The following is a 21,541-nucleotide window of genomic DNA, read 5'->3' on the forward strand; positions in this document are numbered from 1 at the left end:
AAAATAACCTCTCTTCTTCCAGCCTTGTCCCGGCCCCGGCCGCCACCGCGACCACGCCGAGCGCCAGTGAGGAGGACGACTCCGCCGCGATCATCAGCCCGAACAGCAGCGGCCCGACGAGCATGGCCATCTCCTGCACCAGGAACACGAGGCTGTAGGCGGCGGTGCGTCCCTCGTCCGTGACGCGGCGGCCCCACTCGAACCGCATGCTCACGGAGATCGGCGGCAGTCCGGCCCCGGCTATCAGCGCCGGCACCGCGAACGTCCACGCAGGCCAACCGGCCATCGCTCCGGCGACGAGCGCGACCAGCGCGGCGACGTGCAGGAGCGCCGCCCCGGCCAGCACCGATCGCGAACCGCGCCGGTCGATGAGACGGCCCTGGACGGGCCTGGCCACGCCCGCGCCGACGGAGAACGCCGCGACGCAGAGCCCCGCGAACGCCAGCGACCCGGTCGCCGACTGTACGACCAGCACCATCCCCACCGGCGCGACCTGCTGCGTGAGCTGGGCGAGGAAGCCGAACCCGGCCTGCGCGCGCACCCCCGGCAGCCCGAGCAGCACGCGGTACGGCGTCCTTCGCCCCATCCGCCCACGCTATCGTCAAGATCGATCGAGCCCGGGAAGATCCGGGGACTCGCACTGCTCGGTGGCCCGGTCGACCCACTTCTGCGGCGCCGGGGAAGAGTTCACCATGACCACGGCCTTGCCAGGTTCGTGGAGTGAACCGCCGCGTACAGCCAGAGCCGGGCGCCGTCGCCCGCGAGGACGTCGTTGAGCCGGCGCCAGGCGGTGGTGAGCGTCTCTGCGATCACGTCCGTCCGGATAAGGCGGGGTGTTTCATCTCGTACCGAGGGACGCTGCCACGGTCCGGAGGGCGGACAACAGCGGCCGCACGAGGGGGTGGGAGTCCGCGCCCCTGCGTACGGCGGCGAAGACCCGGCGCTCAGGCCCCGGCGTGTGGCGTACCACGACTCCGGGCAGCGCCATGTCACGCAGGGCCAGCCGCGGCACCAGCGCCACCCCCGCGCCCGCGCCGACCAGGGCGACCACCGCGCGGAAGTCGTCGGAGCAGTGCGTGAGCTTCGGCGTGAAGCCTGCCTGCTGGCAGGCGAAGGTGATCACGTCGTGCACCGGATTGCCCGGATAGGGGCCGATCCAGGTCTCGGCGGCGAGCGACACGAGCGTGGCCGACTCCGCCAGGAAATGATCGCGGGGGAGCACGAGGTCGAACGGCTCGGCGTACAGCGGCAGGCGGGACAGGCGGCGGTCCGAGGCGTCGGGGGCGCCGCGGTACTCGACGGTGATCGCCAGGTCGGCCTCGGAGTCCAGCAACATGGCGAGGCTGTGGTCGCCTTCGGCGTCGAGCACGCGTACCTGGACGCCGGGGGCGATCTCGCGCAGCACCGTGATCGCGGGGGAGAGCACGGCGCTGATCGCGGTGGCGAAGCAGGCCACGGTGATCTCGCCGGCCTCGCCCGCGGTGTACGCGGCCACCTCGGCCTCGGCGCGTTCGAGCTGCGTGAGGACCTCGTTGGCATGGCTGAGCATGATCTTGCCCACGGCGGTGAGACGCACGCCGCGCCCGTCCCGCGTGAACAGGCGGTGCCCCACCTCGTGCTCCAGCGCGACGAGCTGCTGGGACACGGCGGACGGGGTGAGGTGCAGCGCCGCCGCCGCGGCGGTGACCGTGCCATGGTCCGCCACTGCCCGTAACGTACGCAGGCGTCGCGTATCTATCACAGAGTGAGAATATTCAGCTCCGTGCCTGGATGAACGCCTGAATGGCGCGGTCGACGTCCTCCTCCGAGTGCGCGGCCGACAGCTGCACGCGGATCCTGGCCTGGCCGTGCGGCACAACCGGGTACGAGAAGCCGATCACGTAGATCCCCAGGTCGAGCAGGCGCTCGGCCATGGCCCCAGCCTCGGCGGCGTCGCCGATCATCACGGGCACGATCGGGTGGTCGCCGGGCAGGATGTCGAACCCCGCCTTGGTCATCCCGGCACGGAACCGCGCGGTGTTGGCACGCAGCCGCTCGCGGGCGTCGTTCGAGGTCTCCAGCAGGTCGAGGATGCGTAGCGACGCGGAGGCGATGACGGGCGCGAGGGAGTTGGAGAACAGGTACGGGCGGGAACGCTGGCGCAGCAGCTCGCAGATCTCCTTGCGGGCCGACACGTAGCCGCCGCTGGCCCCGCCGAGCGCCTTGCCCAGCGTGCCGGTGATGATGTCGATCCGGTCGGTGACGCCGTGCAGCTCCGGCGTGCCGCGGCCGGTGGGGCCGACGAAGCCGACGGCGTGGGAGTCGTCGACCATGACCATGGCGTCGTACCGCTCCGCCAGGTCGCAGATGTCGTGCAGCGGCGCGAGATATCCGTCCATGGAGAACACACCGTCGGTCACGATCAACCGCCGCCGCGCCTCCGCCGCCTCCTTCAGCCGGCCCTCCAGCTCGGCCATGTCACGGTTGGCGTACCTGAACCGCTGGGCCTTGGAGAGCCGGATGCCGTCGATGATGCTGGCGTGGTTGAGCGCGTCCGAGATCACCGCGTCCTGGGCGTCGAGCAGGGTCTCGAACACGCCGCCGTTCGCGTCGAAACACGAGCTGTAGAGGACCGTGTCCTCCATGCCGAGGAAGTCCGACAGGCGCGCTTCGAGCTCCTTGTGCACCTCCTGGGTGCCGCAGATGAACCGCACGGACGCCATGCCGAAGCCCCACCGGTCCAGCGCCTCCTTGGCCGCCTGGACCACCTCCGGGTGGTCGGCCAGGCCCAGGTAGTTGTTGGCGCAGAAGTTCAGCACCTCACGCCCGGCCACGCTGACCTGGGCGCTCTGCGGGGTGGTGAGCACGCGCTCGGGCTTGAGCAGCCCGGCCTCGGTGATCTCGTCGAGAGCCGTACGCAGCTGCTCGCGCACATTCGTGAACATCAAGCGCTCCTGTTCATGGTCGCGGCCGCTTCGGCCTTCGTTGGCTCGTTCCTCGCGCTCTCCGGCCGAGCTCCTCCGCTCCAGTCCAAAATGACCTTGCCCGTACGGCCGCCGGCGGCCGTGTCGAAGGCGGCGTCGAAGTCCTCGTACGAGAACCGGTCCGTGATCACCGGGGTGAGGTCGAGGCCCTTCTCCAGCAGGACCGACATGTTGTACCAGGTCTCGAACATCTCCCGGCCGTAGACGCCCTTGATCGTGATCATCGACGTCACGATGGTGGACCAGTCGACGGCGAACTCCTCGGACGGCAGTCCGAGCATGGCGATCTTCCCGCCGTGCGTCATGTGCGCGATCATGTCGCGTACCGCGGTCGGGTTGCCGGACATCTCCAGCCCCACGTCGAAGCCCTCGCGCATGTGCAACTGCCGCATGCCCTCCTCGATGGAGGACCTGGTGACGTTCAGCGCGAGCGAGACGCCGAGCTTGCCGGCGAGGTCCAGGCGCTCGTCGTGGACGTCGGTGATCATCACGTTGCGCGCGCCCACGTGTGTGGCCACGGCCGCCGCCATCAGCCCGATCGGCCCGGCACCCGTGATCAGCACGTCCTCGCCGACCAGGGGGAAGGACAGAGCGGTGTGCACGGCGTTGCCGAACGGGTCGAAGATGGCCGCCACGTCGGGGTGGACGGGGATCCGGTGCACCCAGACGTTCGAGGCGGGCAGCGTGACGTACTCGGCGAACGCGCCGTCCCTGTTGACGCCGAGGCCGACCGTGTTGCGGCACAGGTGCCTGCGCCCCGCCATGCAGTTACGGCACTTGCCGCAGACCAGGTGGCCCTCGCCGCTGACGAGATCGCCGACCGCGACGTCCTCGACGCCGGGCGCCACCTCGACCACGTGGCCGGAGAACTCGTGTCCGACGATGAGCGGGAGCTTCAGCGTGTGCCTGGCCCAGTCATCAAATTTCCGGATATGTAGGTCGGTGCCGCAGATCCCGGTCCGCAACACCCGGATCTTCACCTCGCCCGCGCCGATCGTGGGCTCCGGCACCTCGACCAGCGAGAGACCGGGCTCGGCGTTCTCCTTGACCAGCGCTTTCATTGGCTCCCATCCCCCTAGGTCGAACCTAACGCACTGTGCCGCGCCCGCCTTGCCCATGTCCATCGAGGGATTCTTAAGTGCCCCCACAGCTCCGCTTCACGCCCCGACAAAGCTCGCCGCAGTGAGGAGACCGTCCTGGATCCAAGGAGGAGGTCATCCTGGGCGACCTTGGTGACGGTGGGGCTCGGCCGAGGAGTGCGGGCTGGCGTCGATCCCCAGATCGCGCGCAAAATTGCGCGACATGACCTAGTTATTTGCATAAATGAAGACTAGCCTCCAGTTCACCCGGTATCGCGCTTGATCGTTTTTCTCGGAAGGGGCTCCAGTGGAAGACCTGCGTATCGGAGTCATCGGCCTCGGCCTGCGGACGAATCTCGCCCTGGCTGCGCACCGGCCGGGCAAAGGCTCGATCGTGACCGCCCTGTGCGACTCCGACCCGGTGGCACTCAAGAATCAGGCGGGAAGGTTCGAGGCCGAGTTCCTCACCGGCGACCACCACGAACTGCTCGCCCGGCGGGACCTCGACGCGATCGTCGTCAACACCCCGGACGACACCCACGAGCGCATCGTCATCGACTGCCTCCGGGCCGGCAAGGCCGTCTATCTGGAGAAGCCGATGGCGATCACCGTGGAGGGTTGTGACAACATCCTGCGCGCCGCCCGCGAGACCGGGACCCGTCTGTACTTAGGGCACAACATGCGGCACATGGGCGTGGTCCGCCTGATGCGCGACATCATCCGCAAGGGGGTCATCGGCGAGCCGAAGACCGTCTGGGTACGCCACTTCGTGTCCTACGGCGGCGACTACTACTTCAAGGACTGGCACGCGGACCGCACCCGCACCACGGGCCTGCTGCTGCAGAAAGCCGCCCATGACCTGGACGTGATTCACTGGCTGGCCGGCGGCTACACCACTCGGGTGAACGCGCTGGGCGACTTGATGCTCTACGGCGACCTGCCGCGCCGCGCGCCCGGCACGCCTCGCCCCGACGGCTGGCTCCAGGAGTTCGACTGGCCGCCGACCACGCGCCGCGACCTGCACCACGTCGTGGACGTCGAGGACGTGTCGGTCATGAACATGCGCCTCGACAATGGCGTCATCGCCGCCTACCAGCAGTGCCACTTCTCACCCGACTACGTCCGTAACTACACGGTCATCGGGACGGAGGGGCGCCTGGAGAACTTCGGCGACGGGCCGGGGGACACGGTCAAGGTGTGGAACACCGGGCCCACGGGCTACCGGGGCGACTGCGACATCGCGTACAAGGTGCCTCCTGCACAGGGGTCGCACGGGGGCGCGGACGCGGAGATCGTGGCGGAGTTCTGCAGGTTCGTCCGGGACGGCGGGGCGACGGACACCTCGCCGGTGGCGGCCCGGATGAGCGTGGCGGCCGGCTACATGGCCACGATGTCGTTGCGGGACGGGGGCATGCCGTATGACGTGCCTCCTCTGGATCCTGAACTGGCCGCGTACTTCGACGACGGGCAGGGTTGACCATGAAGACGGCCCGGCACGCGTGCCATCCGCGTGCCGGCCTTCCTCATGCGGGCCTCAGCGTTCGGCCTCCTTGGGCTCCTTGGGCTCCTTGGCCAGGTCCGGGAACGGGGACGGGTCCTGGGCGCCCTGGGTGAGCTGGCGCGGCCCGTTCGGGCTCTCCGCCTCCTGGGCGTCGGCGACCGCCTCGGCCGCGGCCTCGGCCGCCTTGGCGGCCTCCTCCTCGGCCGCCGTGCTCTCCGGGACCTCCTCCCGCGTGGCCGCCGACTGCGGCAGCGCCTCCGTGAACGCCTTCGAGACGCCCTGCAGCGCCGAGGTGACCTCGCTCGGGATCACCCAGAACGTGTTGCCCGGACCCTGCGCCAGCTGCGGCAGCATCTGCAGGTACTGGTAAGCCAGCAGCTTCGGGTCCGGGTCGTTGCGGTGCACGGCCTGGAAGACCTGGTCGATGGCGCGCGACTGGCCCTCGGCCTCGAGGATGGCGGCGGTGCGCCCGCCCTCGGCCCGCAGGATGCGGCTCTGCTTGTCGCCTTCGGCCGTGAGGATCTGCGACTGGCGCTGGCCCTCGGCGTTGAGGATCGCGGCCCGCTTGTCCCGCTCGGCCCGCATCTGCTTCTCCATCGCGTCCTTGATGGTCTTGGGCGGATCGATGGCCTTGACCTCGACGCGGTTGACGCGCAGCCCCCACTTGCCGGTGGCCTCGTCGAGGACGCCGCGCAGTTGGCTGTTGACGGTGTCGCGCGAGGTGAGGGTCTTCTCCAGGTCCATGGAGCCGACGACGTTACGCAGCGTGGTGACGGTCAGCTGCTCGACACCCGTGATGTAGTTGGCGATCTCGTACGCCGCCGCACGCGGGTCGGTGACCTGGAAATAGAGGACCGTGTCGATCTCGACGACGAGGTTGTCCTCGGTGATGACGGGCTGCGGGCGGAACGACACGACCTGCTCACGCAGATCGATCATGGGATAGACCCGGTCGATGTACGGGATGACGAAGTTGAGCCCGGGTTTGAGCGTGCGATTGTAGCGGCCGAGCCGCTCGACGTTGCGCGCCCGGGCCTGCGGGACGATCCGCACGGCCTTGAGCACGGTGACCACGGCGAAGAGGATGACGAACAGTCCGACCAGCAAGAGCGCATCCATGACTCACTCCCGGGGATATACGAGGGCTGTCGCGCCCTCGATCTCGATGATGTCGACGGTCGCCCCCGCAGGAATCACCAGGGTCTCGTCGTAGGCGCGTGCCGACCATTCCTCGCCCCCGACGCGTACCCGCCCGTCGCGTCCGGTGACCTCCGACACCACGTAGGCGGGTTTGCCGACGAGTGCATCCACGCCGAACCGCTGCAGCTGTGGCTGCTTGATATGACGCATCGCCAGCGGCCTGATGACCAGCAGGCCGGCCGCGGATGAGGCGGCGAAGAAGAGCAACTGCAAGGGGACGGGCAATCCGATGGCTGCGGTCGCGGCGGTGAGGAGAGCCGCCGCGCCGAGGAGACCGAGCGCGGCCGTGAAGGTGAACAACTCGGCCACGCCGAGCACGACCGCGAGGATTACCCAGATGATCCATTCATCCATGTTCGGCCCTCCTATTGGGATAACGGGCCTGGGTCCGTAGGTGGTTCCCCCCTCTACCGTAATCCTGGTTTCAACGCTGCGGCACCCAGTCACGTGCGGAATCGGTGGTACGCAACGCGCTGCCCTGTATCCATTTCTCCCACGGCAGTTGCCAGAAACCCCACCCGTTGTTCCATTCGAGCTCGCGGTCGGTGCCGGTGATCGTGATCGCGTCGCCGCGCAGGGACGTGGCGTAGAACCAGGCGGCCTGGTCGGGCCGCGCATTGACACAGCCGTGGCTCACGTTTTCCCGGCCCTGGGCCCACACATTGTCTTTGGCGTGCACGTATTCGCCGGTGTTGGAAATGCGCACGGCGTGGTCGATCATCATGTCGTAATAACCGGGCTCGCCTTCCTGCCGGCCGGGGGAGACCATGCGGACCGGATTGCCTTTGTCCATGGTCAGGTGCACGCCGCTGGTCGTGGTGTATTCGCGGGTGGTGGCCATGCCGGCGCTGATGGCCATGCGCTCCGCGACCGCGCCGTCGCGCTGGACGACCATCTGGTGCGTCCTGGTGTCGATCACGCTGGTCTGGTCGCGGCCGACGATGAAGGCGAACGTGGAGTCGGCGGCGCCGTAGACGCCGCCGGGCAGGCGCAGGCCGGCGAGGTGCGCGGTGACCGTGACCCGTTGCCTGGGCGCCCAGAAGCTGCGGGTGCGGTAGACCGCCTGGGTGTCGCTCGTCCACCGCCACGCGCCCTCGACCGGCTGTCCGGCCTCGACCTCCAGTGCCTGCTCGACGGCCGCCTTGTCCGTCACGGGTGTGTCGAAGTCGATGATGATCGGCATGCCGGTGCCGACCGTCTCCCCGGGCAGCGGCGCGGTCGCGGCGATCCCGAAGGTGCGCTCGGCCGGGCGGGTGCGGAAGCGGCCCACCGCCACCGTGGCGGGGCCGCGCGTGCCCACGGCCGTGGCGGTCACCGTGTATTCGGCCGCGGGTTTGAGCGTCCAGTCCGAGCGCCAGATCGTGCGAGAGCGGTCGAGCCTGCCCGGCACCGGCTCCCCGCCCTGATACGCCTGGACGTTGCTGAGCGTGCCGCCGGTCGCGCTGATCATCAGGCCGCGGTCGGGCCGGGCCCGCTTGCTGTCGAGCGCCGGCGAGATGTGCACGACCGGCGGCGTGATCGGTGCCTCTGCCGTCACAGGACTGCAGCCGCAGATCAGGAGGAAGGCGACACAAAACATCACGGCGAGCCGCATGTGACTCCTGCTTTCCGATGGACCCGGGGAGGCGCTCCAAGAGTAGCGGTCAGTCCACGGTCGAGCACGCTGAGTAACCTATCGGACAGTTCCGGAAACCTCCCCCAACGTCACGTCGCCGGCCGTGGCCCGGATGGTCACCGTGTCGCCGTCCTGCAGGAAGGAGCGGACCTCACCGCTCGCCAGCTTGATCGGGTCGTTCCCGTTCCAGGTCAGCTCGATGAGCGAGCCGCGCTCGCCGGCCTCCGGCCCCGAGATCGTGCCGCTGGCGAACAGGTCGCCGGTACGCAGCGAGGCCCCGTTCACGGTCATGTGGGCCAGCATCTGGTCGGGCGTCCAGTACATGCTCGAGTACGGCGGTCGCGACACGACCTCTCCGTTGAGCAGGACCTCGACGGTGATGTCCAGCCCCCAGTCGCCCTGCCTGCGCAGGTAGGCGGCCGGCTCCGGATCCTGCGGCCGCCCGGGGATCCTGGGCAGCGCCTCAAGCGGTGTGACCCACGGCGAGATGGACGTGGCGAACGACTTGGCCAGGAACGGCCCAAGCGGCCGGTACTCCCACGCCTGCACGTCGCGCGCGCTCCAGTCGTTGACCAGCGTCACCCCGAACACGTGCTCATCGAACGCCCCGGCAGGCGCGCCGAGCTCCGTCGGCACGCCGACCACGAACCCCAGCTCCGCCTCGAAGTCGAGCTTCTCGCACGGCCCGAAACGACCCTCACCGAGCTGGCCCTGCGGCCGCTTGACCGGCGTGCCGGACACCACGACCGTGCCCGACCTGCCGTGGTATCCGACAGGCAGGTGCCGCCAGTTCGGCAGCAGCGGCTCGGTGTCGGGCCGGAAGATCCTGCCGACGTTGCTCGCGTGGTCGAGTGAGCAGTAGAAGTCGACGTAGTCGGCCACCTCGAACGGCATGTGCAGCCGCACCTGCTCCAGCGGGATCAGGTGCCGCTCGGTCACCGCCAGGTCGCCGGTGAGCTTGTTCCTGATCAGCGTCCGGGTGTCGTGCCAGGCCGCGCGGCCCCTGGCCAGGAACGGGTTGAGCGACGGGGCGGCGAACACCTCGTCGTGCAGCGCGGCGGTCAGGTCGAGCACCCGGTCGCCGTACCGCACCCCCACCCTGGGCGACTCTCCCGGCGAGGAGAACACCCCGTACGGCAGGTTGTCGACACCCCAGCTCACAGGCCCTCCTTCGTCGGGCCTGTGCGCAAACCGCGGTGTCCGATGGTTCGCTCGCTCCGCTCGTTCACGAATCCTCCTCGATCAGTCCAAGTGCGCGTAGGTCCTCGACGGGCGCGCTGGTGCTGCACGAGCCGTAGCTCACCAGCAGCTTCCGCGCCCGCTTCGCGGTCTCCTCCGGTACGGCCTGCGCCATCCGTACGAGCTGTCCCACGTCGGTGGTGCGCAGCACGGGCGCCGGATCGCGCCCCTCGACGGCCTCGCACACCGCCAGCGCCAGGTTGAGGAACCCGTGCCGGTCCACGCCGAGCGACGGGTCGAAGTGGCGTACGGCGTGGTGCAGCCCGGCTGTCGCCTTGAACGGCACGTCCTTGTCCACGCAGAATTTGATGAACAGCGCGAGATGCTCCACCGGTGGGAAGGCGTCGGCCACCAGGCCGCCGCAGCGCACCTTCAGCCCCACGCCATCGGGTACGTCGATGGCCATCCTCCGCGGGACGACCTCGACGAAGAGCCGCACTCCCTCCGGCAGTCCCAGCTGATCGGCCAGCGTCGCCACCGGCTTGTCCTCCGGCAGCGGCATCTCGACGGTGTCCACCGGCAGGTCGTCGAAGGCGGGCAGCTCCGGCGTGTCCACGATCAGCCCGACCCGCCGCGGCCGGTACTCCTTGCCCCGCAGCCGGTCCAGCCGGCTGGCCGGGCAGAGGAAGCGGTGCGTGAGCACCGGGTTGCCGAGCTCCACGTTCCGCCGGTAGCGGGCGAGCGCTTCGTCCATGTGCAGGGACGTCGGCGGGAACAGGCCCGCGTCGTCCACCAGTGCCGTGTAGAGAATCATCGTGCCCATGTCCACGCGTAGCCGGGATCCTCGCAGGACAGCGCGCCCTGGCCGAGGTCGAGCGGGCGGAAGGTGTCCACCATCACCGCCATCTCGCTGGTGGTCGTGACGCCTCGCGCGACCGCGTCGATCACCGCCTCGACCGCCCCAGGCTGTGGCCCGTGGGTGAACCCGGCCGGATGCAGTGAGATCGAGCCGACCTCGATGCCCGAGCCCGCTCGCGCGGAGTAGTCGCCGCCCACGTAGAACATGAACTCGTCGGAGTCCACGTTGTGGTGGTTGTACGGGATCGGGATGGCCTCGGGATGGTAGTCGAGCGGCCGCGGGCAGAACGAGCACACCACGAACCCGGGCCCCTCGAACGTCTGGTGCACCGGCGGCGGCGCGTGCGTCTTCTTCACGATCGGCTCGAAGTCGTCGATGTTGAACGCGAACGGATAGAGGTAGCCGTCCCAGCCCACCACGTCGAAGGGGTGGTGGCGGTAGACGAGCCTGGTCAGCCCGCCGCGCGTGCGCACCAGCACCGGGACCTCCTCGCCCTCGACGAGGAGCGGCTCGGCGGGCGCCCGCAGGTCGCGCTCGCAGTAGGGCGCGTGCTCCAGGAACTGCCCGTACTGCGACAGGTACCGCTTCGGTGGCCTGATGTGCCCGGCAGCCTCGATGGCCAGCACGTTGACCGGCCCTTCCGGCACCCACCGGTGGATCGTTCCGGTCGGGACGACGATGTAGTCGCCCTCCCCGGCCTCGATCGCGCCATAGGTGGACTCGAAGCGCACGCGCCCCCGCTGGACGTACACACACTCGTCGCCCATCGAGTTGCGGTAGAGCTCGCTCGGCCGGTCACTGGTGGCGTACGACAATCGGACGTCACCGTTGCCGGCCAGCAGCAAGCGGCCGGTGACGAGGTCGCCGGCGCTAGACAGCTCCTGGGTGCGGAAGTGGCGCGGCGAGAGTGGCAGGTTGGGCTCCAGGCGCGTCTCCGTGCCGGTTTCCACCGCCTCTGCCTTGACGATCGCGGTGGGCAGGTGGCGATGGTAGAGCAGCGAGGAGTCGGACGAGAAACCCTCCTCGCCCATCAGCTCCTCGGCGTAGAGACCGCCGTCCGGCCGCCTGAACTGCACGTGCCGCTTACGCGGCACCTCCCCAACGACGCGGTAGTACGGCATCGGCCCCTCCTTGCGTGTCCGTTTATCGGACGAAGGTGTCCTTTATCTGTGAATACCGTCTGCCATGGGCAGGGAGATGTCAACCCAGAGCAGCGGACAGCTCGGCGGCGGCCGCCACCACTCGCGGCCCGGTCGACTCCTCCAGCGGCCCGAACGTCACCACCCCCACGGAGGCCTCCAGCCACGGCAGCCCGGTCACCGGCGCGGCGACGCCCCGCGCACCCTCCTGCAACTGCCCTTCCGTGACGAAGTAGTCGTCGCGTCCCTCGCGCAGCGCCAGGATCGCCTGGCCCGCCGCGCCTTTCGTGAGCGGATGGCGTGCGCCCTCCCGGTAGGCCACGTGCATGTCGGTCCAGGAAGGCTCGACCACCGCCACGGCGAGCCCGTCGTCGCCCTCGGCCACGGTCAGGTGCGCGGTGGCGCCCACCGCCTCGGCCAGCCGCCGCAAGGTCGGCAGCGCGGCCGCCCGCAGCAGCGGCTGCACGGCCTGGGCCAGCACGAGCACCCCGAACCCGAGATGCACCCGGCCCTCGGCGTCCCTCCGGACGAACCCCTCGTTCATCAGCGTCGTCAGCAGCCGATAGACCACGGGACGGCTCAGCGACAACTCGGCGCTCAGCTCGGTCGGCGTACGCCCTCCCTTGCCGTCGGCGAGCAGCCTGAGCAGGCGAAGCCCGCGCTCGAGAGTCTGTGCGGATTCAGCGGCCATGCGAACGATTATCAGTGACGCGCGGGGGAAGGCGGCGGCGTCTGGCGGCCGGGCCCGCCTCGCGGAGTGAGGCAATGATCACGCGGTGGAGGGGGTACGTAGGGGGTAGCTGGAGCCAGGGGGTAGCGATGCGGCAAAGGTGGGTGTTTCTGCTCGCCGGGTTTGCGATGTGCGTGCTGACCGCCGCCGTGCCGTCGATCTCCACCTCCATGGAGCTCATGGCCCGCCAGACCCCCGCCGAGCCCCCGGAGAGCCGCCTGGTCGAGGACACCATCTACGTCACCGAGGGCATCGCGGTCGGCCGGCGGCTGCTGCCCACCGCCAAGGGCCTGGCGTTCCGCGCGAAGTACCTCGCGGTCGGCGTCCAGGTCGACCAGGGCGGACGGCTGCACGGCACGCCGCAGCGCCCCGGCACGTACGTCGTCCCCGTCCAGTTGTGCGCCGGGCGGACGTGCCACGAGCAGGAGATCACCCTCGTGGTGCTGCGCAACGTGCCGTGGGCGGCGCGCGAGCTGACCTTCCTCGGCAGGGCGGGCAGCCCGCTGGACGGCGAGATCGGCATCAGCGGCGGCCCGCCCGGCGTCGTGCCCACCTTCACGGTGACCGACCACGCCAGGTTGCCCGCAGGCGTGACCATCGGGCCGGACGGCCACGTGGGCGGCGCGCCGGCGGCGCCGGGCATCTCCGAAGTCCCGGTGCGGATCTGCGTGGCCGGCAACTGCGCGGGCGTCGTCGTACGACTGATCATCGTCTGAGGCGGGTGCCCGGTAGGGCGCACCCCACCTGAACTGGGGGGACGGCGGGCATGACCGGCGCGGGCCCGCGCCGGAGACTTCGAGGTGCAAGGCCCGCACCTATGGAGGAACCTGTCATGAGTACTGTGTCCCGCCTGCGCAGCAACGACCCCGCACCGGCCGGCCCGCCGCCTGTCGTGCACGCGGCCGCCATGCTCTGGATGTCGGCGGTCGCGCTGGGCGCGTTCGAGGCCGTCCTGATGGTCACCCGTGAGCTGATCGAGGGCACGTCCACACTGGCCGGCCTGCTGCCGGGTGTCGGCTTCCGGCTGGCGGTCTTCGCCGGCGCCATCTTCCTGGCGCTGCGGCTGCGGCGCGGCCAGAACTGGGCGCGGTGGACGCTCGCCGGCACGCTGGGCGTGTTCGGCACGTTGTCGCTGGTGATCGAGCCCGCCCGGTGGTTGCTGGAGGGCGGGTCGATCGCCGAGGCCGCCGCCGGCCTGGACGCCGTGGGCTGGGCCTTCGCGGCCAGCCGCATCCTGCACGTGGCGGCGGTGCTCGGGGCGATGGCGCTGATGTTCCAGCCCCGGGCCAACGCCTACTTCGTGTCCACCTGAACCGGCTCCAGCCGCGGTGCTCGCAGGTTGCGCACCCCGGGCGAGAGCAGCGCGCCCAGCGTGCTCACCACGACGAGGACAGCACAGCCGAGCAGCGACTCCTCCGTGCCGAACACCTCCGACGCCGGGCCGGCCAGCATCAGCCCGATCGGCCCGAACATCAGCGACCCGAGCATGTCGTACGAGCTGACCCGCGACAACGACTCGGCCGGGACCTCCCGCTGCATCGTGGTCTGCCACAACACGCCGAACACGTCGAAGCAGACCCCCAGCACGAAGGCCCCGGCCACGATCGCCCAGAGCGGCGCGTCGACCCCGAGCAGCAGGTACGGCAGCGCGGTCGGCAGGCAGAGCAGCACCGCCACCAGGATGGGCCGGCTCGGCCGCAACCGGATCGACACCAGCACCCCGGCGATCATGCCGATGGCCTCGCCCGCGAGGAACGCCGTCCAGACCGCCGGGCCGCCCATGTTCTCCTTGGCCCACAGCGGGCCGAGCACCCCGTGCCCGGCCTGGATGGCCATGACGAGCAGGGAGAACTGGGCGACCACCACCCAGATCCACTGCCGCGAGCGGAACTCCCGCCATCCGTCACGCAGGTCCGACAGCACAGAATGCCGCTCGTCCGCTGGCCGCACGCCCGGCTCCAGTCGCAGCAGCGCGATCAGCACGCCTGCGGCCGCGAACATGGCGCCGCCGGCCATGAGCGCCCAGCCGCCGCCGAAGAGCACCACCGTGCCGCCGCCCAGCACCGTCCCGGCCACCCGGGAGGCGTTCGCCCCCAGACCGAGCAGAGCGTTGCCGGTCTGCAGCCGGTCGTGCGGCACGACCTCGGGGATGATCCCGGTCAGCGCGGGGAACGTGACCGCCGTGGCCGTCCCGGCCAGCGCCGCCGCCGTGACCAGCGCGGGCAGCGGGGTCCAGCCGACGAGCAGCATCACCCCCAGCGCGAAGAACGCCGCCGCCATCATGATCTCGCCGGCCATCATCACCCGCTGACGCGGCAGCCGGTCCGCGATCACGCCGCCGGCCAGCATGAACACGATCATGGGCAGCGATTCGGCGGTGAGGACGATCGACAGCATCGTGGCGTTCGCGCCGGGCAGGTTGAGGATGCCGAACGCCAGGGCCACGGGTGCGAACGCGCTGCCCAGAACGGAGATCGTCCTGGCGGACAGGAGCAGCGTGAACCGGCGATCCCGGAGCAGGCCGAGATCACGTGCATAGCTGTGCACCTGCGTGTACCCCCTACGAAACAGGCAAACTCCCCTATCCTGCCGTACTTCTTGTCACCCGGTAACAAGACCGAATGAGGAATGTGCAGGCCTTTGGCAAGAATCCCGCCCTGCTTCTCCCGTAACTTGCTAGGTCCCTGAACGAGGGGGACTCGGCATGCCTGACACGTTGATCGCCCAGATGGCGCGATGGGCGCGGGAGGTCCCCTGCGCGCCCGCGTACACGTTCGCCGACTTCCTGGGGGACGGCTCCCGCCGGACGTACACGTGGGGACAGGCCGACCTCAAGGCCAGGGCGCTGGCCGTGCGGCTGCGCGAGTTCGCCGGGCCGGGGGAGCGGGTGGCGGTGCTGGCGCCCCCCGGGCTGGACTACGTGGTGGCGGTGCTGGGGGCCATGTACGCGCGGCTGGTCGCGGTGCCGTTGTTCGCGCCAGGGTTGCCGGGGCACGCCGAGCGGCTGGTCAGGGCGTTCCACGACGCCGACCCTGCCGTCGTGCTGACCACCACGGCAGCGCTGTCCGGCGTCAAGGACTTCCTCGCCCCCGCCGCCCCTGTCCCCGTGATCACTGTGGACACCGTCTCCGACCTGTTCGCCGACGAGTGGGAGCCGGAGCCGATCGGGCCTGGCGACCTGGCCTACCTGCAGTACACCTCCGGCTCCACCCGCGCGCCCGCCGGTGTCGAGATCACCCACGGCAACCTCACGGCCAACGCCGCCCAGCTCTGGGCGGCGTTCCGTGCCCGGCCCAGGACGTCGGTGGCGGTGTTGTGGTTGCCGCTCTTCCACGACATGGGGCTGGTCGCCACGATCGCGATGCCGATGATGGGCGGCAACCAGGCCGTGTTCATGGACCCTGTGGCGTTCGTCATGAGCCCTGTGCGGTGGTTGCGGTTGTTGTCGGAGCACGACGACGTCTTCACCGGCGCGCCGAACTTCGCCTACGAGTTCACCGCCGCCCGCGTGCGGCCCGAGGACAAGAGCGGGCTGGACCTGTCCGGGGTGCGGGTGATGCTGAACGGCGCCGAGCCGGTCCGGCCCGCGGCCATCGAGATGTTCAACGCCGCCTTCGCCGGGTGCGGGCTGCGGCCCCAAGCGCACACGCCGGCCTATGGGCTGGCGGAGGCGACGGTGTTCGTGTCGGCGATGGGCCGCGACGAGCCGCCCCTGGTGCGTGACTTCTCCCGCGCCGCCCTGTGCGAGGGCATCGCGGTGCCGTGTGCGGACGGGGAGCGCAGCACGCTGGTGTCCTGCGGGCGGCCGTACGGGCAGGACGTCAAGATCGTCGGCCCCTCCGGAGAGCTGCCCGACGGGCGGGTGGGCGAGATCTGGGTGCGAGGGCCGAACGTGGCCCGCGCCTACTGGCGCGACCCCGTACGCAGCGCGGAGGTCTTCGGCGGGGACTGGTTGCGGACCGGCGACCTCGGCGTGCTGCACGACGGCCACCTGTACGTCACCGGGCGGATCAAGGACCTGATCATCGTCGACGGGCGCAACCACTATCCGCAGGACATCGAGGTCACCGTGCAGGAAGCGCACGAGGCGGTCCGGCGGGACCACGTGGCGGCGTTCGCGGTCCCGGGGGAGGAGACCGAGCGGCTCGTCGTGGTGGCCGAGCGGTCGCGACGCGGGGTGCTGGCCGACGCGCTGGAGGTCGGGCGGGCGGTTCAGGCGGCCGTCCGGATGAAACACGATTTATCAGTGCACGACTTCGTGCTGATCGAGGCTGGAGCCGTGCCGAGGACGTCGAGCGGCAAGATCGCCCGGCGCGCGTGCCTGCGGGCGTACCTGGACGGCGCCCTTGTTTGAATCCGCTGGCCGGATGGTCTATCGCGGCAGGTGGACGCTGCTGGTGCTGAGCCTGGTGGTGGCCGTCCTCGTCGCGCCGCTGGGGCTGGAGCTGTTCGGGCGGATGGCCGACGGCGGCTTCGAGGACCCGCGCGCGGACTCCACGACCGCCGCTCACTGGAACGACGACTGGTACGGCGGCCACGCCGCCGACGTGGTCGTCCTCTACCGGCACCCGACGGTCAAGGCGCGGGACCCGCGGTACAAGAAGGCGGTGCACGACTCGCTGCGCGCGCTGCCGAAGGAGCACGTGCGCAGGCTGGCCACGTACTGGACGACCGGGTCGAAGCGGATGGTGTCGGAGGACGGGCGGTCGACGTACGCGCTGGTCACCCTCGAAGGCGACAAGCAGGCCGCCTACGCGGCCATCGCGGACCGGCTCCGACGGGTCCAGAACCTCTACGTCGAGGTCGGCGGGTCGGTGCCGCTGCTGAAGGAGCTCAACGACCAGACCGCCGCCGACCTGGCCCGCGCCGAGGCCATCTCCATGCCGGTGCTGCTGGTGCTGCTCGTCATCGTGTTCGGCAGCCTGGTGGCGGCCGGGCTGCCGCTGCTCGTGGGGTTGTTCGCGGTGCTCGGCGCGCTGGTGTTGCTGCGGCTGCTCACGGAGGTCACCGAGGTCTCCGTCTTCTCGCTGAACGTCGTCACCATGCTCGGGCTCGGGCTGGCCGTCGACTACTCGTTGTTCGTGCTCAAGGCGTTCAGGGAGGAGATCAGAGGCGGGGCGTCGAGTGAGCAGGCCGTGGTGCGGACCATGGCCACGGCCGGGCGTACCGTGGCGTACTCCGGGCTGACGGTGGCCACGGCGCTGCTGGGGCTGCTGCTCTTCCCGCAGATGTTCCTGCGCTCGATCGGGCTCGGGGCGGCCGCGGTGGTGCTCGTGGCGATGGGCGCCGCGCTGGTCGTGCTGCCTGCCGTGCTCGGGATACTCGGCCGGCGCGTGGACGCCCTCCGGATCACCCCGCGGTTCGGGTACGGGCGGCGCGACGGCGGGATGTGGCACGCCGTCGCGTCCAGCGTGATGCGGCGGCCGGTGCTGTACCTGGTCGTCGTGGCCATGGTGCTGGTGTCGCTGGCGCTGCCGTTCCTGCACGTCAAGTTCGGCAACGTGGATCACCGGGTGCTGCCCGCCGCCTCCGAGAGCCGCCGGGTGGCCGAGGTCGTGGACCGGGGCTTCGCCAGGAACTCCATGGCGGCGATCGACGTCCACGTCCTGGTCGAGCGCTCCTTCACCGAGTCGCCCGCCGTGCCGGGGCCGCTCGGCCAGGGGCACTCGCCGATCAGCGCGGTCACGCCCGTGTTGCCGTCCGACGTGAAACCGCTGGTGGACCGGTTGCGTCGGCTGTCGCATGTGACCGGGGTCGACGTGGCGGGGTTGTCGCAGGACAACGGGGCCGTGCGGCTCGCCGTCCGCTACGACGCGGACCCCATGTCGGACGCTGCCCAGGAGCTCGTCACATCGATCAGGGACCTGGCGCCCGAGCCGAACGTGCGCCGGGTGGTGGTCGGCGGGCCGACCGCCGCTCAGATGGATCTGATGGCCAGCCTGGGCGCCACCCTGCCGTGGATGGCGTTGGTGGTGGGGTCGGTGACGGGGGTGCTGCTGTTCGCCGCGTTCGGGTCGGTGGTGCTGCCGGTCAAGGCACTGCTGATGAACGTGCTGTCCATCGGGGCGTCGTTCGGGGTGATCGTGTGGGCCTTCCAGGACGGGCATCTGGCGTCGGCGCTGGGGTTCACCTCCACCGGGTCCATCGAGGCGACCGTGACGGTGCTGATCCTGGCCGTGGTGTTCGGGCTGTCCATGGACTACGAGCTGTTCCTGCTGTCGCGGGTGCGGGCGGAATGGCTCCGTACGGGGGACAACGCGGCCGCCGTGGCGGCCGGGCTGCAGCAGACGGGCGGGGTGATCACCAGTGCGGCGTTGTTGTTGCTGGTGGTCATCGGGGCGTTCGCCACGGCCGGGATCACGATCGTGAAGTTGCTCGGGGTCGGGTTGTTCGTGGCGATCGTGGTGGACGCCACGCTCGTCCGGGCGTTGCTGGTGCCCGCGACCATGCGCCTGATGGGCGGTGCCAACTGGTGGCTGCCCGGCCCGTTGCGCGCCTTCCACCGGCGGGTGGAGCTCCACGAGCGGCCACCTGCGCGAACGGCGCCCGCCATGCGCGAGCTGCCTGCCATGAGCCGCCCCGCCGCCGTGCCGTCCTCCCCGGGCCGTCCCGCCGTGGCGCCGCCTTCCCCGGGTCGCCCGGCCGTGGCGCCGCCTTCCCGGGGTCGCCCCGGCCCTTCGCCGTCCGAGCCCGCCGTGACCGTCAACGGGCGGCCGGCCGTCTTCGGCGTGGACACCGATCCGGTGCCGCTGGCGGCGGAGCACGAGCCGCTTCCCGCGGACGCCGGACCCGAGCTCGTCCCGGTCAAGCCCTTCCGTAAGCACCCCTACTCCGCCCCCGCCAAGCAGGCGCCCGCAAAAGGCGAGGACGGGCCGCGGTGGGTCAAGGTCACGGCGGGGCGTACCCGGGTGGTGCGGGCCACCCCCGACGGCCGCGGCTGGACGTGGGTGGAGGTGGACTCGTGAGCGTGCCGGCCATCACCCGGCGGCGGCCGGCCACGGCGGGACCGCTGTTCATGGTCGTCGGGCTGGCCGGTTTCCTGACGACCCTGGACAACACGGTCGTCACCGTCGCACTCCCCAGCATCCAACACGACCTGGGCGCAAGCCTGTCCGCCCTGGAATGGGTGGCCACCGGCTATCTGCTGACATTCGCGGGCCTCATGCCGGCCGGCGGACGCCTGGCCGACGTCTACGGGCACAGGAAGGTGCTGCTGGCCGGGCTGGCGGCCTTCGCCGCGGCCTCGCTCTGGGCCGGGCTGGCCACCACGATCCACCTCTTGGTCGCCGCCCGCCTGGCCCAGGGCGCCGGAGCGGCGATGATCCTGCCCGCGACGCTCGCCGTGCTGGCCGGGCGGGACGAGCGGCAGCGGTCCATGGGCGTGGCCGTGTGGATGGCCTCCGGCGCGGCCGCGCTGGCGCTGGGGCCGGTGGTGGGCGGGTACCTGAGCCAGCACGCGCACTGGAGCTGGGTGTTCCTCGTCAACGTGCCGATGGGTGTGGCGGTCATCGTGCTGGCCGCCGTCGCGGTGCCCGCGCCTGGCGGCACGGTCCGGCGGGCTCTCGACGTGCCCGGGGTGGCGGCCTCCGTGGTGTTCCTGGCGTCGGGGACGTTCGCGTTGATCCACGGCGGGGAGCACGGCTGGGATTCGCCGGCCGTGGTCACCGCCCTGCTGGTCTGCGCGGGCAGTGGGGCGGTGTTCGCGGTGGTCGAGCGGCGGGCCGCCGATCCGATGGTGGACCTGCGGCTCTTCACGGTCGGGGCGTTCTCGGGTGGTGTGGTGGCCCAGGTGCTCTGGGGGCTCGGCGTCAACGGCGTGTTCTTCTACACGGCGATCTTCCTGCAGGGTGTGCTGGGGTTCACGCCCACCGGTTCCGGGCTGGCGTTCGTGCCGCTGGCCCTGCTGGTGGTGCTGGTCACGCCGATGGTGCCCGCGGTCGAGCGGCGGCTGGGCGCCGGGCGTACCGTGGCGCTCGGGCTCACGCTGGTCGCGGGCGGGATGGCGGTCGCCGCCACCCTGGAGGCGGGCGACGGATGGGAGCGGCTGCTGCCCGCGGTCTGCGCGATCGGGGTGGGCTCGGCGCTGACCATGCCTCTCGGGTCCGCGGTGCTGGGCGCGGTGCCGGAGTCCCGGGCGGGGGTCGCGGGCGGTGTCTTCTCGGTGAGCCGCGAGATCTCCGGCCTCTTCGGGATCGCCGGCGTCGGCGTGATCGTGCACGCAGCTGGAAGCTTCGCCGCCGGGTACGCCACCGGCCTGCTGGTGGCGGCCGGACTCGTGCTGGTCGGGGCGCTGGTCAGCTTGGCCACGCTGCCATGAGCGCGGAGGTCTCCGGGCGCGGCGCGATGAGGGTGGCGGTGCTGGCGCTCGGGTCGCGAGGGGACACGCAGCCGGGTGCCGCGCTGGCCCGTGAGCTGGCCGGCCGCGGGCACGAGGCCACGTTGGTCGCCTCCGGCCGTTACGCCGCGCTGGCCGGGCCGGAGGTGTCGTTCGCGCCGCTGGGCGTGGATCCCACGGCGCTCCTGGAGAGCGAGGAAGGGCAGGCGTGGCTCGGCAGCGGGCCCATGGGGTTCGTCCGCGGCCTCAGGACCGTCGTCGAACCGCTGGCCGCCAAGCTCGTCGCGGAGGTGGACACCGCCTGCGCCGGCGCCGACCTGGTCCTCGCCCCTTCCCTGGGCGCCTTCGGCAGGCATCTCCGTGAGCGGTACGGCATCCCGTACCTGATCCTGCAGTTCCAGCCGAGCGAGCCGACCGGCGAGTTCCCCAACCCGCTCGTTCCGCTCGCCTCCCTCGGGCGGCTCGGCAACCGGGCCAGCTACGCGGTCGTCGAGCGGCTCGCGTGGATGGTGCTGGGGCGGATGGTCAACCGGCTGAGGGCCGGTGTGCTGGGGTTGGGGCCGATGCGCGGCAGCCCGTACGCGGCCGACCGGCGGGACCGGGTGCCGGTCCTGTGCGGGGTCAGCCCCTTGGTCGTGCCCCGGCCCAGGGACTGGCCCGGGTACGTGCACCTCACCGGCTACTGGCGGCTCCCGGCGACGGGAGGGCTCGGCGGCCTTGAGGAGTTTCTGGCCACCGGGCCGCCACCCGTCTTCGTCGGATTCGGGAGCATGGTGCCGGCCGAGCCTGATCGGGTGGCGGACGAGGTGGTCGCGGGGCTGCGGTCGGCCGGCCTGCGGGGGGTCGTCCAGGGGCTGCCGGTTGCGGCGTGCGACGACGTGATGCCGGTGGGGGAGGTGGCGCACGACGTGGTGTTCCCGCGGATGGCGGCCGTCGTGCAC

General features: G+C 70.8%; 20 protein-coding genes. 7 read left to right on the forward strand and 13 right to left on the reverse strand.

Annotation, left to right across the window (positions count from 1 at the left end):
* The 5 genes from ETD86_RS38480 to tdh form a co-directional block, all read right to left on the reverse strand.
* Positions 1 to 586 (reverse strand): MFS transporter (locus ETD86_RS38480; protein ID WP_138671574.1); only part of this gene is annotated, 586 nt, incomplete at its 3' end.
* Positions 587 to 687: 101 nt separating this feature from the next.
* Entirely contained in the window at positions 688 to 813 is a 126-nt protein-coding gene (locus ETD86_RS59370; RefSeq protein ID WP_281287026.1) for a hypothetical protein, read from the reverse strand.
* A gap of 25 nt (positions 814 to 838) precedes the next feature.
* The gene (locus ETD86_RS38485) at positions 839 to 1,741 is read right to left on the reverse strand and encodes a LysR family transcriptional regulator (protein WP_138671575.1); all 903 of its coding nucleotides are present in this window, start codon (positions 1,739 to 1,741) and stop codon (positions 839 to 841) included.
* A 13-nt stretch (positions 1,742 to 1,754) separates the two neighbouring features.
* A complete protein-coding gene (locus tag ETD86_RS38490; protein WP_138671576.1) occupies positions 1,755 to 2,924 on the reverse strand; it encodes a glycine C-acetyltransferase in 1,170 nt (389 codons plus the stop codon).
* Entirely contained in the window at positions 2,924 to 4,024 is a 1,101-nt protein-coding gene (gene tdh / locus ETD86_RS38495) for an L-threonine 3-dehydrogenase (protein WP_211370583.1), read from the reverse strand. Before tdh ends, ETD86_RS38490 begins: the two co-directional genes overlap by 1 nt.
* A 325-nt stretch (positions 4,025 to 4,349) precedes the next feature.
* On the opposite strand from tdh, the gene ETD86_RS38500 reads away from it, so the two are divergent.
* Entirely contained in the window at positions 4,350 to 5,519 is a 1,170-nt protein-coding gene (locus ETD86_RS38500) for a Gfo/Idh/MocA family protein (protein WP_138671577.1), read from the forward strand.
* A gap of 57 nt (positions 5,520 to 5,576) precedes the next feature.
* On the opposite strand, the gene ETD86_RS38505 is transcribed toward ETD86_RS38500, so the two are convergent.
* The 7 genes from ETD86_RS38505 to ETD86_RS38535 all read right to left on the reverse strand — a co-directional run bounded on the left by ETD86_RS38505 (position 5,577) and on the right by ETD86_RS38535 (position 12,226).
* Complete coding sequence (locus tag ETD86_RS38505) at positions 5,577 to 6,662, reverse strand: SPFH domain-containing protein (RefSeq protein WP_138671578.1); 1,086 nt, start codon at positions 6,660 to 6,662, stop codon at positions 5,577 to 5,579.
* Between the two features lie 3 nt (positions 6,663 to 6,665).
* Positions 6,666 to 7,097, reverse strand: a complete 432-nt coding sequence (locus ETD86_RS38510; RefSeq protein ID WP_138671579.1) for an NfeD family protein — start codon at positions 7,095 to 7,097, stop codon at positions 6,666 to 6,668.
* A 70-nt stretch (positions 7,098 to 7,167) separates the two neighbouring features.
* Positions 7,168 to 8,280 carry a L,D-transpeptidase gene (locus tag ETD86_RS38515; RefSeq protein ID WP_246148854.1) on the reverse strand — a complete coding sequence of 371 codons (1,113 nt, stop codon included), beginning with the start codon at positions 8,278 to 8,280 and terminating at the stop codon, positions 7,168 to 7,170.
* A 135-nt stretch (positions 8,281 to 8,415) separates the two neighbouring features.
* Positions 8,416 to 9,519, reverse strand: coding sequence for a fumarylacetoacetase (fahA, locus tag ETD86_RS38520; protein ID WP_138671581.1), 1,104 nt, complete (start codon positions 9,517 to 9,519; stop codon positions 8,416 to 8,418).
* Between the two features lie 64 nt (positions 9,520 to 9,583).
* Positions 9,584 to 10,360: a hypothetical protein gene (locus ETD86_RS38525; protein ID WP_246148857.1), complete on the reverse strand. Its 777-nt coding sequence runs from the start codon at positions 10,358 to 10,360 to the stop codon at positions 9,584 to 9,586.
* Positions 10,348 to 11,517 carry a homogentisate 1,2-dioxygenase gene (locus ETD86_RS38530; protein ID WP_138671582.1) on the reverse strand — a complete coding sequence of 390 codons (1,170 nt, stop codon included), beginning with the start codon at positions 11,515 to 11,517 and terminating at the stop codon, positions 10,348 to 10,350. The genes ETD86_RS38525 and ETD86_RS38530 overlap by 13 nt, the downstream gene beginning before the upstream one ends.
* A gap of 79 nt (positions 11,518 to 11,596) precedes the next feature.
* On the reverse strand, positions 11,597 to 12,226 hold the full coding sequence (locus ETD86_RS38535) for a helix-turn-helix domain-containing protein (protein ID WP_138671583.1): 630 nt from the start codon (positions 12,224 to 12,226) through the stop codon (positions 11,597 to 11,599).
* 128 nt (positions 12,227 to 12,354) lie between these two features.
* Here ETD86_RS38535 and ETD86_RS38540 point away from each other — a divergent pair, with 128 nt between their 5' ends.
* Together ETD86_RS38540 and ETD86_RS38545 are read left to right on the forward strand one after the other, a co-directional pair.
* The gene (locus ETD86_RS38540) at positions 12,355 to 12,981 is read left to right on the forward strand and encodes a hypothetical protein (RefSeq protein ID WP_138671584.1); all 627 of its coding nucleotides are present in this window, start codon (positions 12,355 to 12,357) and stop codon (positions 12,979 to 12,981) included.
* Positions 12,982 to 13,097: 116 nt separating this feature from the next.
* Positions 13,098 to 13,577, forward strand: a complete 480-nt coding sequence (locus tag ETD86_RS38545; protein WP_138671585.1) for a hypothetical protein — start codon at positions 13,098 to 13,100, stop codon at positions 13,575 to 13,577.
* Here the strand turns inward: ETD86_RS38545 and ETD86_RS38550 are convergent.
* Positions 13,559 to 14,812, reverse strand: a complete 1,254-nt coding sequence (locus tag ETD86_RS38550; protein WP_138671586.1) for an MFS transporter — start codon at positions 14,810 to 14,812, stop codon at positions 13,559 to 13,561. The two genes, ETD86_RS38545 and ETD86_RS38550, sit on opposite strands and share 19 nt — an antisense overlap.
* A gap of 157 nt (positions 14,813 to 14,969) precedes the next feature.
* Between ETD86_RS38550 and ETD86_RS38555 the strand changes: the two genes are divergently transcribed.
* The 4 genes from ETD86_RS38555 to ETD86_RS38570 form a co-directional block, all read left to right on the forward strand.
* The gene (locus tag ETD86_RS38555) at positions 14,970 to 16,619 is read left to right on the forward strand and encodes a fatty acyl-AMP ligase (protein ID WP_138671587.1); all 1,650 of its coding nucleotides are present in this window, start codon (positions 14,970 to 14,972) and stop codon (positions 16,617 to 16,619) included.
* A 13-nt stretch (positions 16,620 to 16,632) separates the two neighbouring features.
* Positions 16,633 to 19,230, forward strand: a complete 2,598-nt coding sequence (locus ETD86_RS38560) for an MMPL family transporter (RefSeq protein ID WP_246148858.1) — start codon at positions 16,633 to 16,635, stop codon at positions 19,228 to 19,230.
* On the forward strand, positions 19,227 to 20,582 hold the full coding sequence (locus ETD86_RS38565) for a DHA2 family efflux MFS transporter permease subunit (RefSeq protein WP_246148861.1): 1,356 nt from the start codon (positions 19,227 to 19,229) through the stop codon (positions 20,580 to 20,582). The genes ETD86_RS38560 and ETD86_RS38565 overlap by 4 nt, the downstream gene beginning before the upstream one ends.
* Positions 20,579 to 21,541, forward strand: a 963-nt coding sequence (locus tag ETD86_RS38570) for a glycosyltransferase (protein ID WP_246148863.1), incomplete at its 3' end; no start/stop codon positions are given. The genes ETD86_RS38565 and ETD86_RS38570, both read left to right, overlap by 4 nt.

Source organism: Nonomuraea turkmeniaca, assembly GCF_005889735.1.
GTDB lineage: Bacteria > Actinomycetota > Actinomycetes > Streptosporangiales > Streptosporangiaceae > Nonomuraea > Nonomuraea turkmeniaca.

Coding starts and splice junctions, on each gene's coding strand:
- tdh (WP_211370583.1), bottom strand. CDS start 4,024: ATGAAAGCGCTGGTCAAGGAGAACGCCGAGCCCGGTCTCTCGCTGGTC.
- ETD86_RS38510 (WP_138671579.1), bottom strand. CDS start 7,097: ATGGATGAATGGATCATCTGGGTAATCCTCGCGGTCGTGCTCGGCGTG.
- ETD86_RS38505 (WP_138671578.1), bottom strand. CDS start 6,662: ATGGATGCGCTCTTGCTGGTCGGACTGTTCGTCATCCTCTTCGCCGTG.
- ETD86_RS38555 (WP_138671587.1), top strand. CDS start 14,970: ATGCCTGACACGTTGATCGCCCAGATGGCGCGATGGGCGCGGGAGGTC.
- ETD86_RS38540 (WP_138671584.1), top strand. CDS start 12,355: ATGCGGCAAAGGTGGGTGTTTCTGCTCGCCGGGTTTGCGATGTGCGTG.
- ETD86_RS38490 (WP_138671576.1), bottom strand. CDS start 2,924: ATGTTCACGAATGTGCGCGAGCAGCTGCGTACGGCTCTCGACGAGATC.
- ETD86_RS38535 (WP_138671583.1), bottom strand. CDS start 12,226: ATGGCCGCTGAATCCGCACAGACTCTCGAGCGCGGGCTTCGCCTGCTC.
- ETD86_RS38530 (WP_138671582.1), bottom strand. CDS start 11,517: ATGCCGTACTACCGCGTCGTTGGGGAGGTGCCGCGTAAGCGGCACGTG.
- ETD86_RS38560 (WP_246148858.1), top strand. CDS start 16,633: ATGGTCTATCGCGGCAGGTGGACGCTGCTGGTGCTGAGCCTGGTGGTG.
- ETD86_RS38525 (WP_246148857.1), bottom strand. CDS start 10,360: ATGGGCACGATGATTCTCTACACGGCACTGGTGGACGACGCGGGCCTG.
- ETD86_RS38545 (WP_138671585.1), top strand. CDS start 13,098: ATGAGTACTGTGTCCCGCCTGCGCAGCAACGACCCCGCACCGGCCGGC.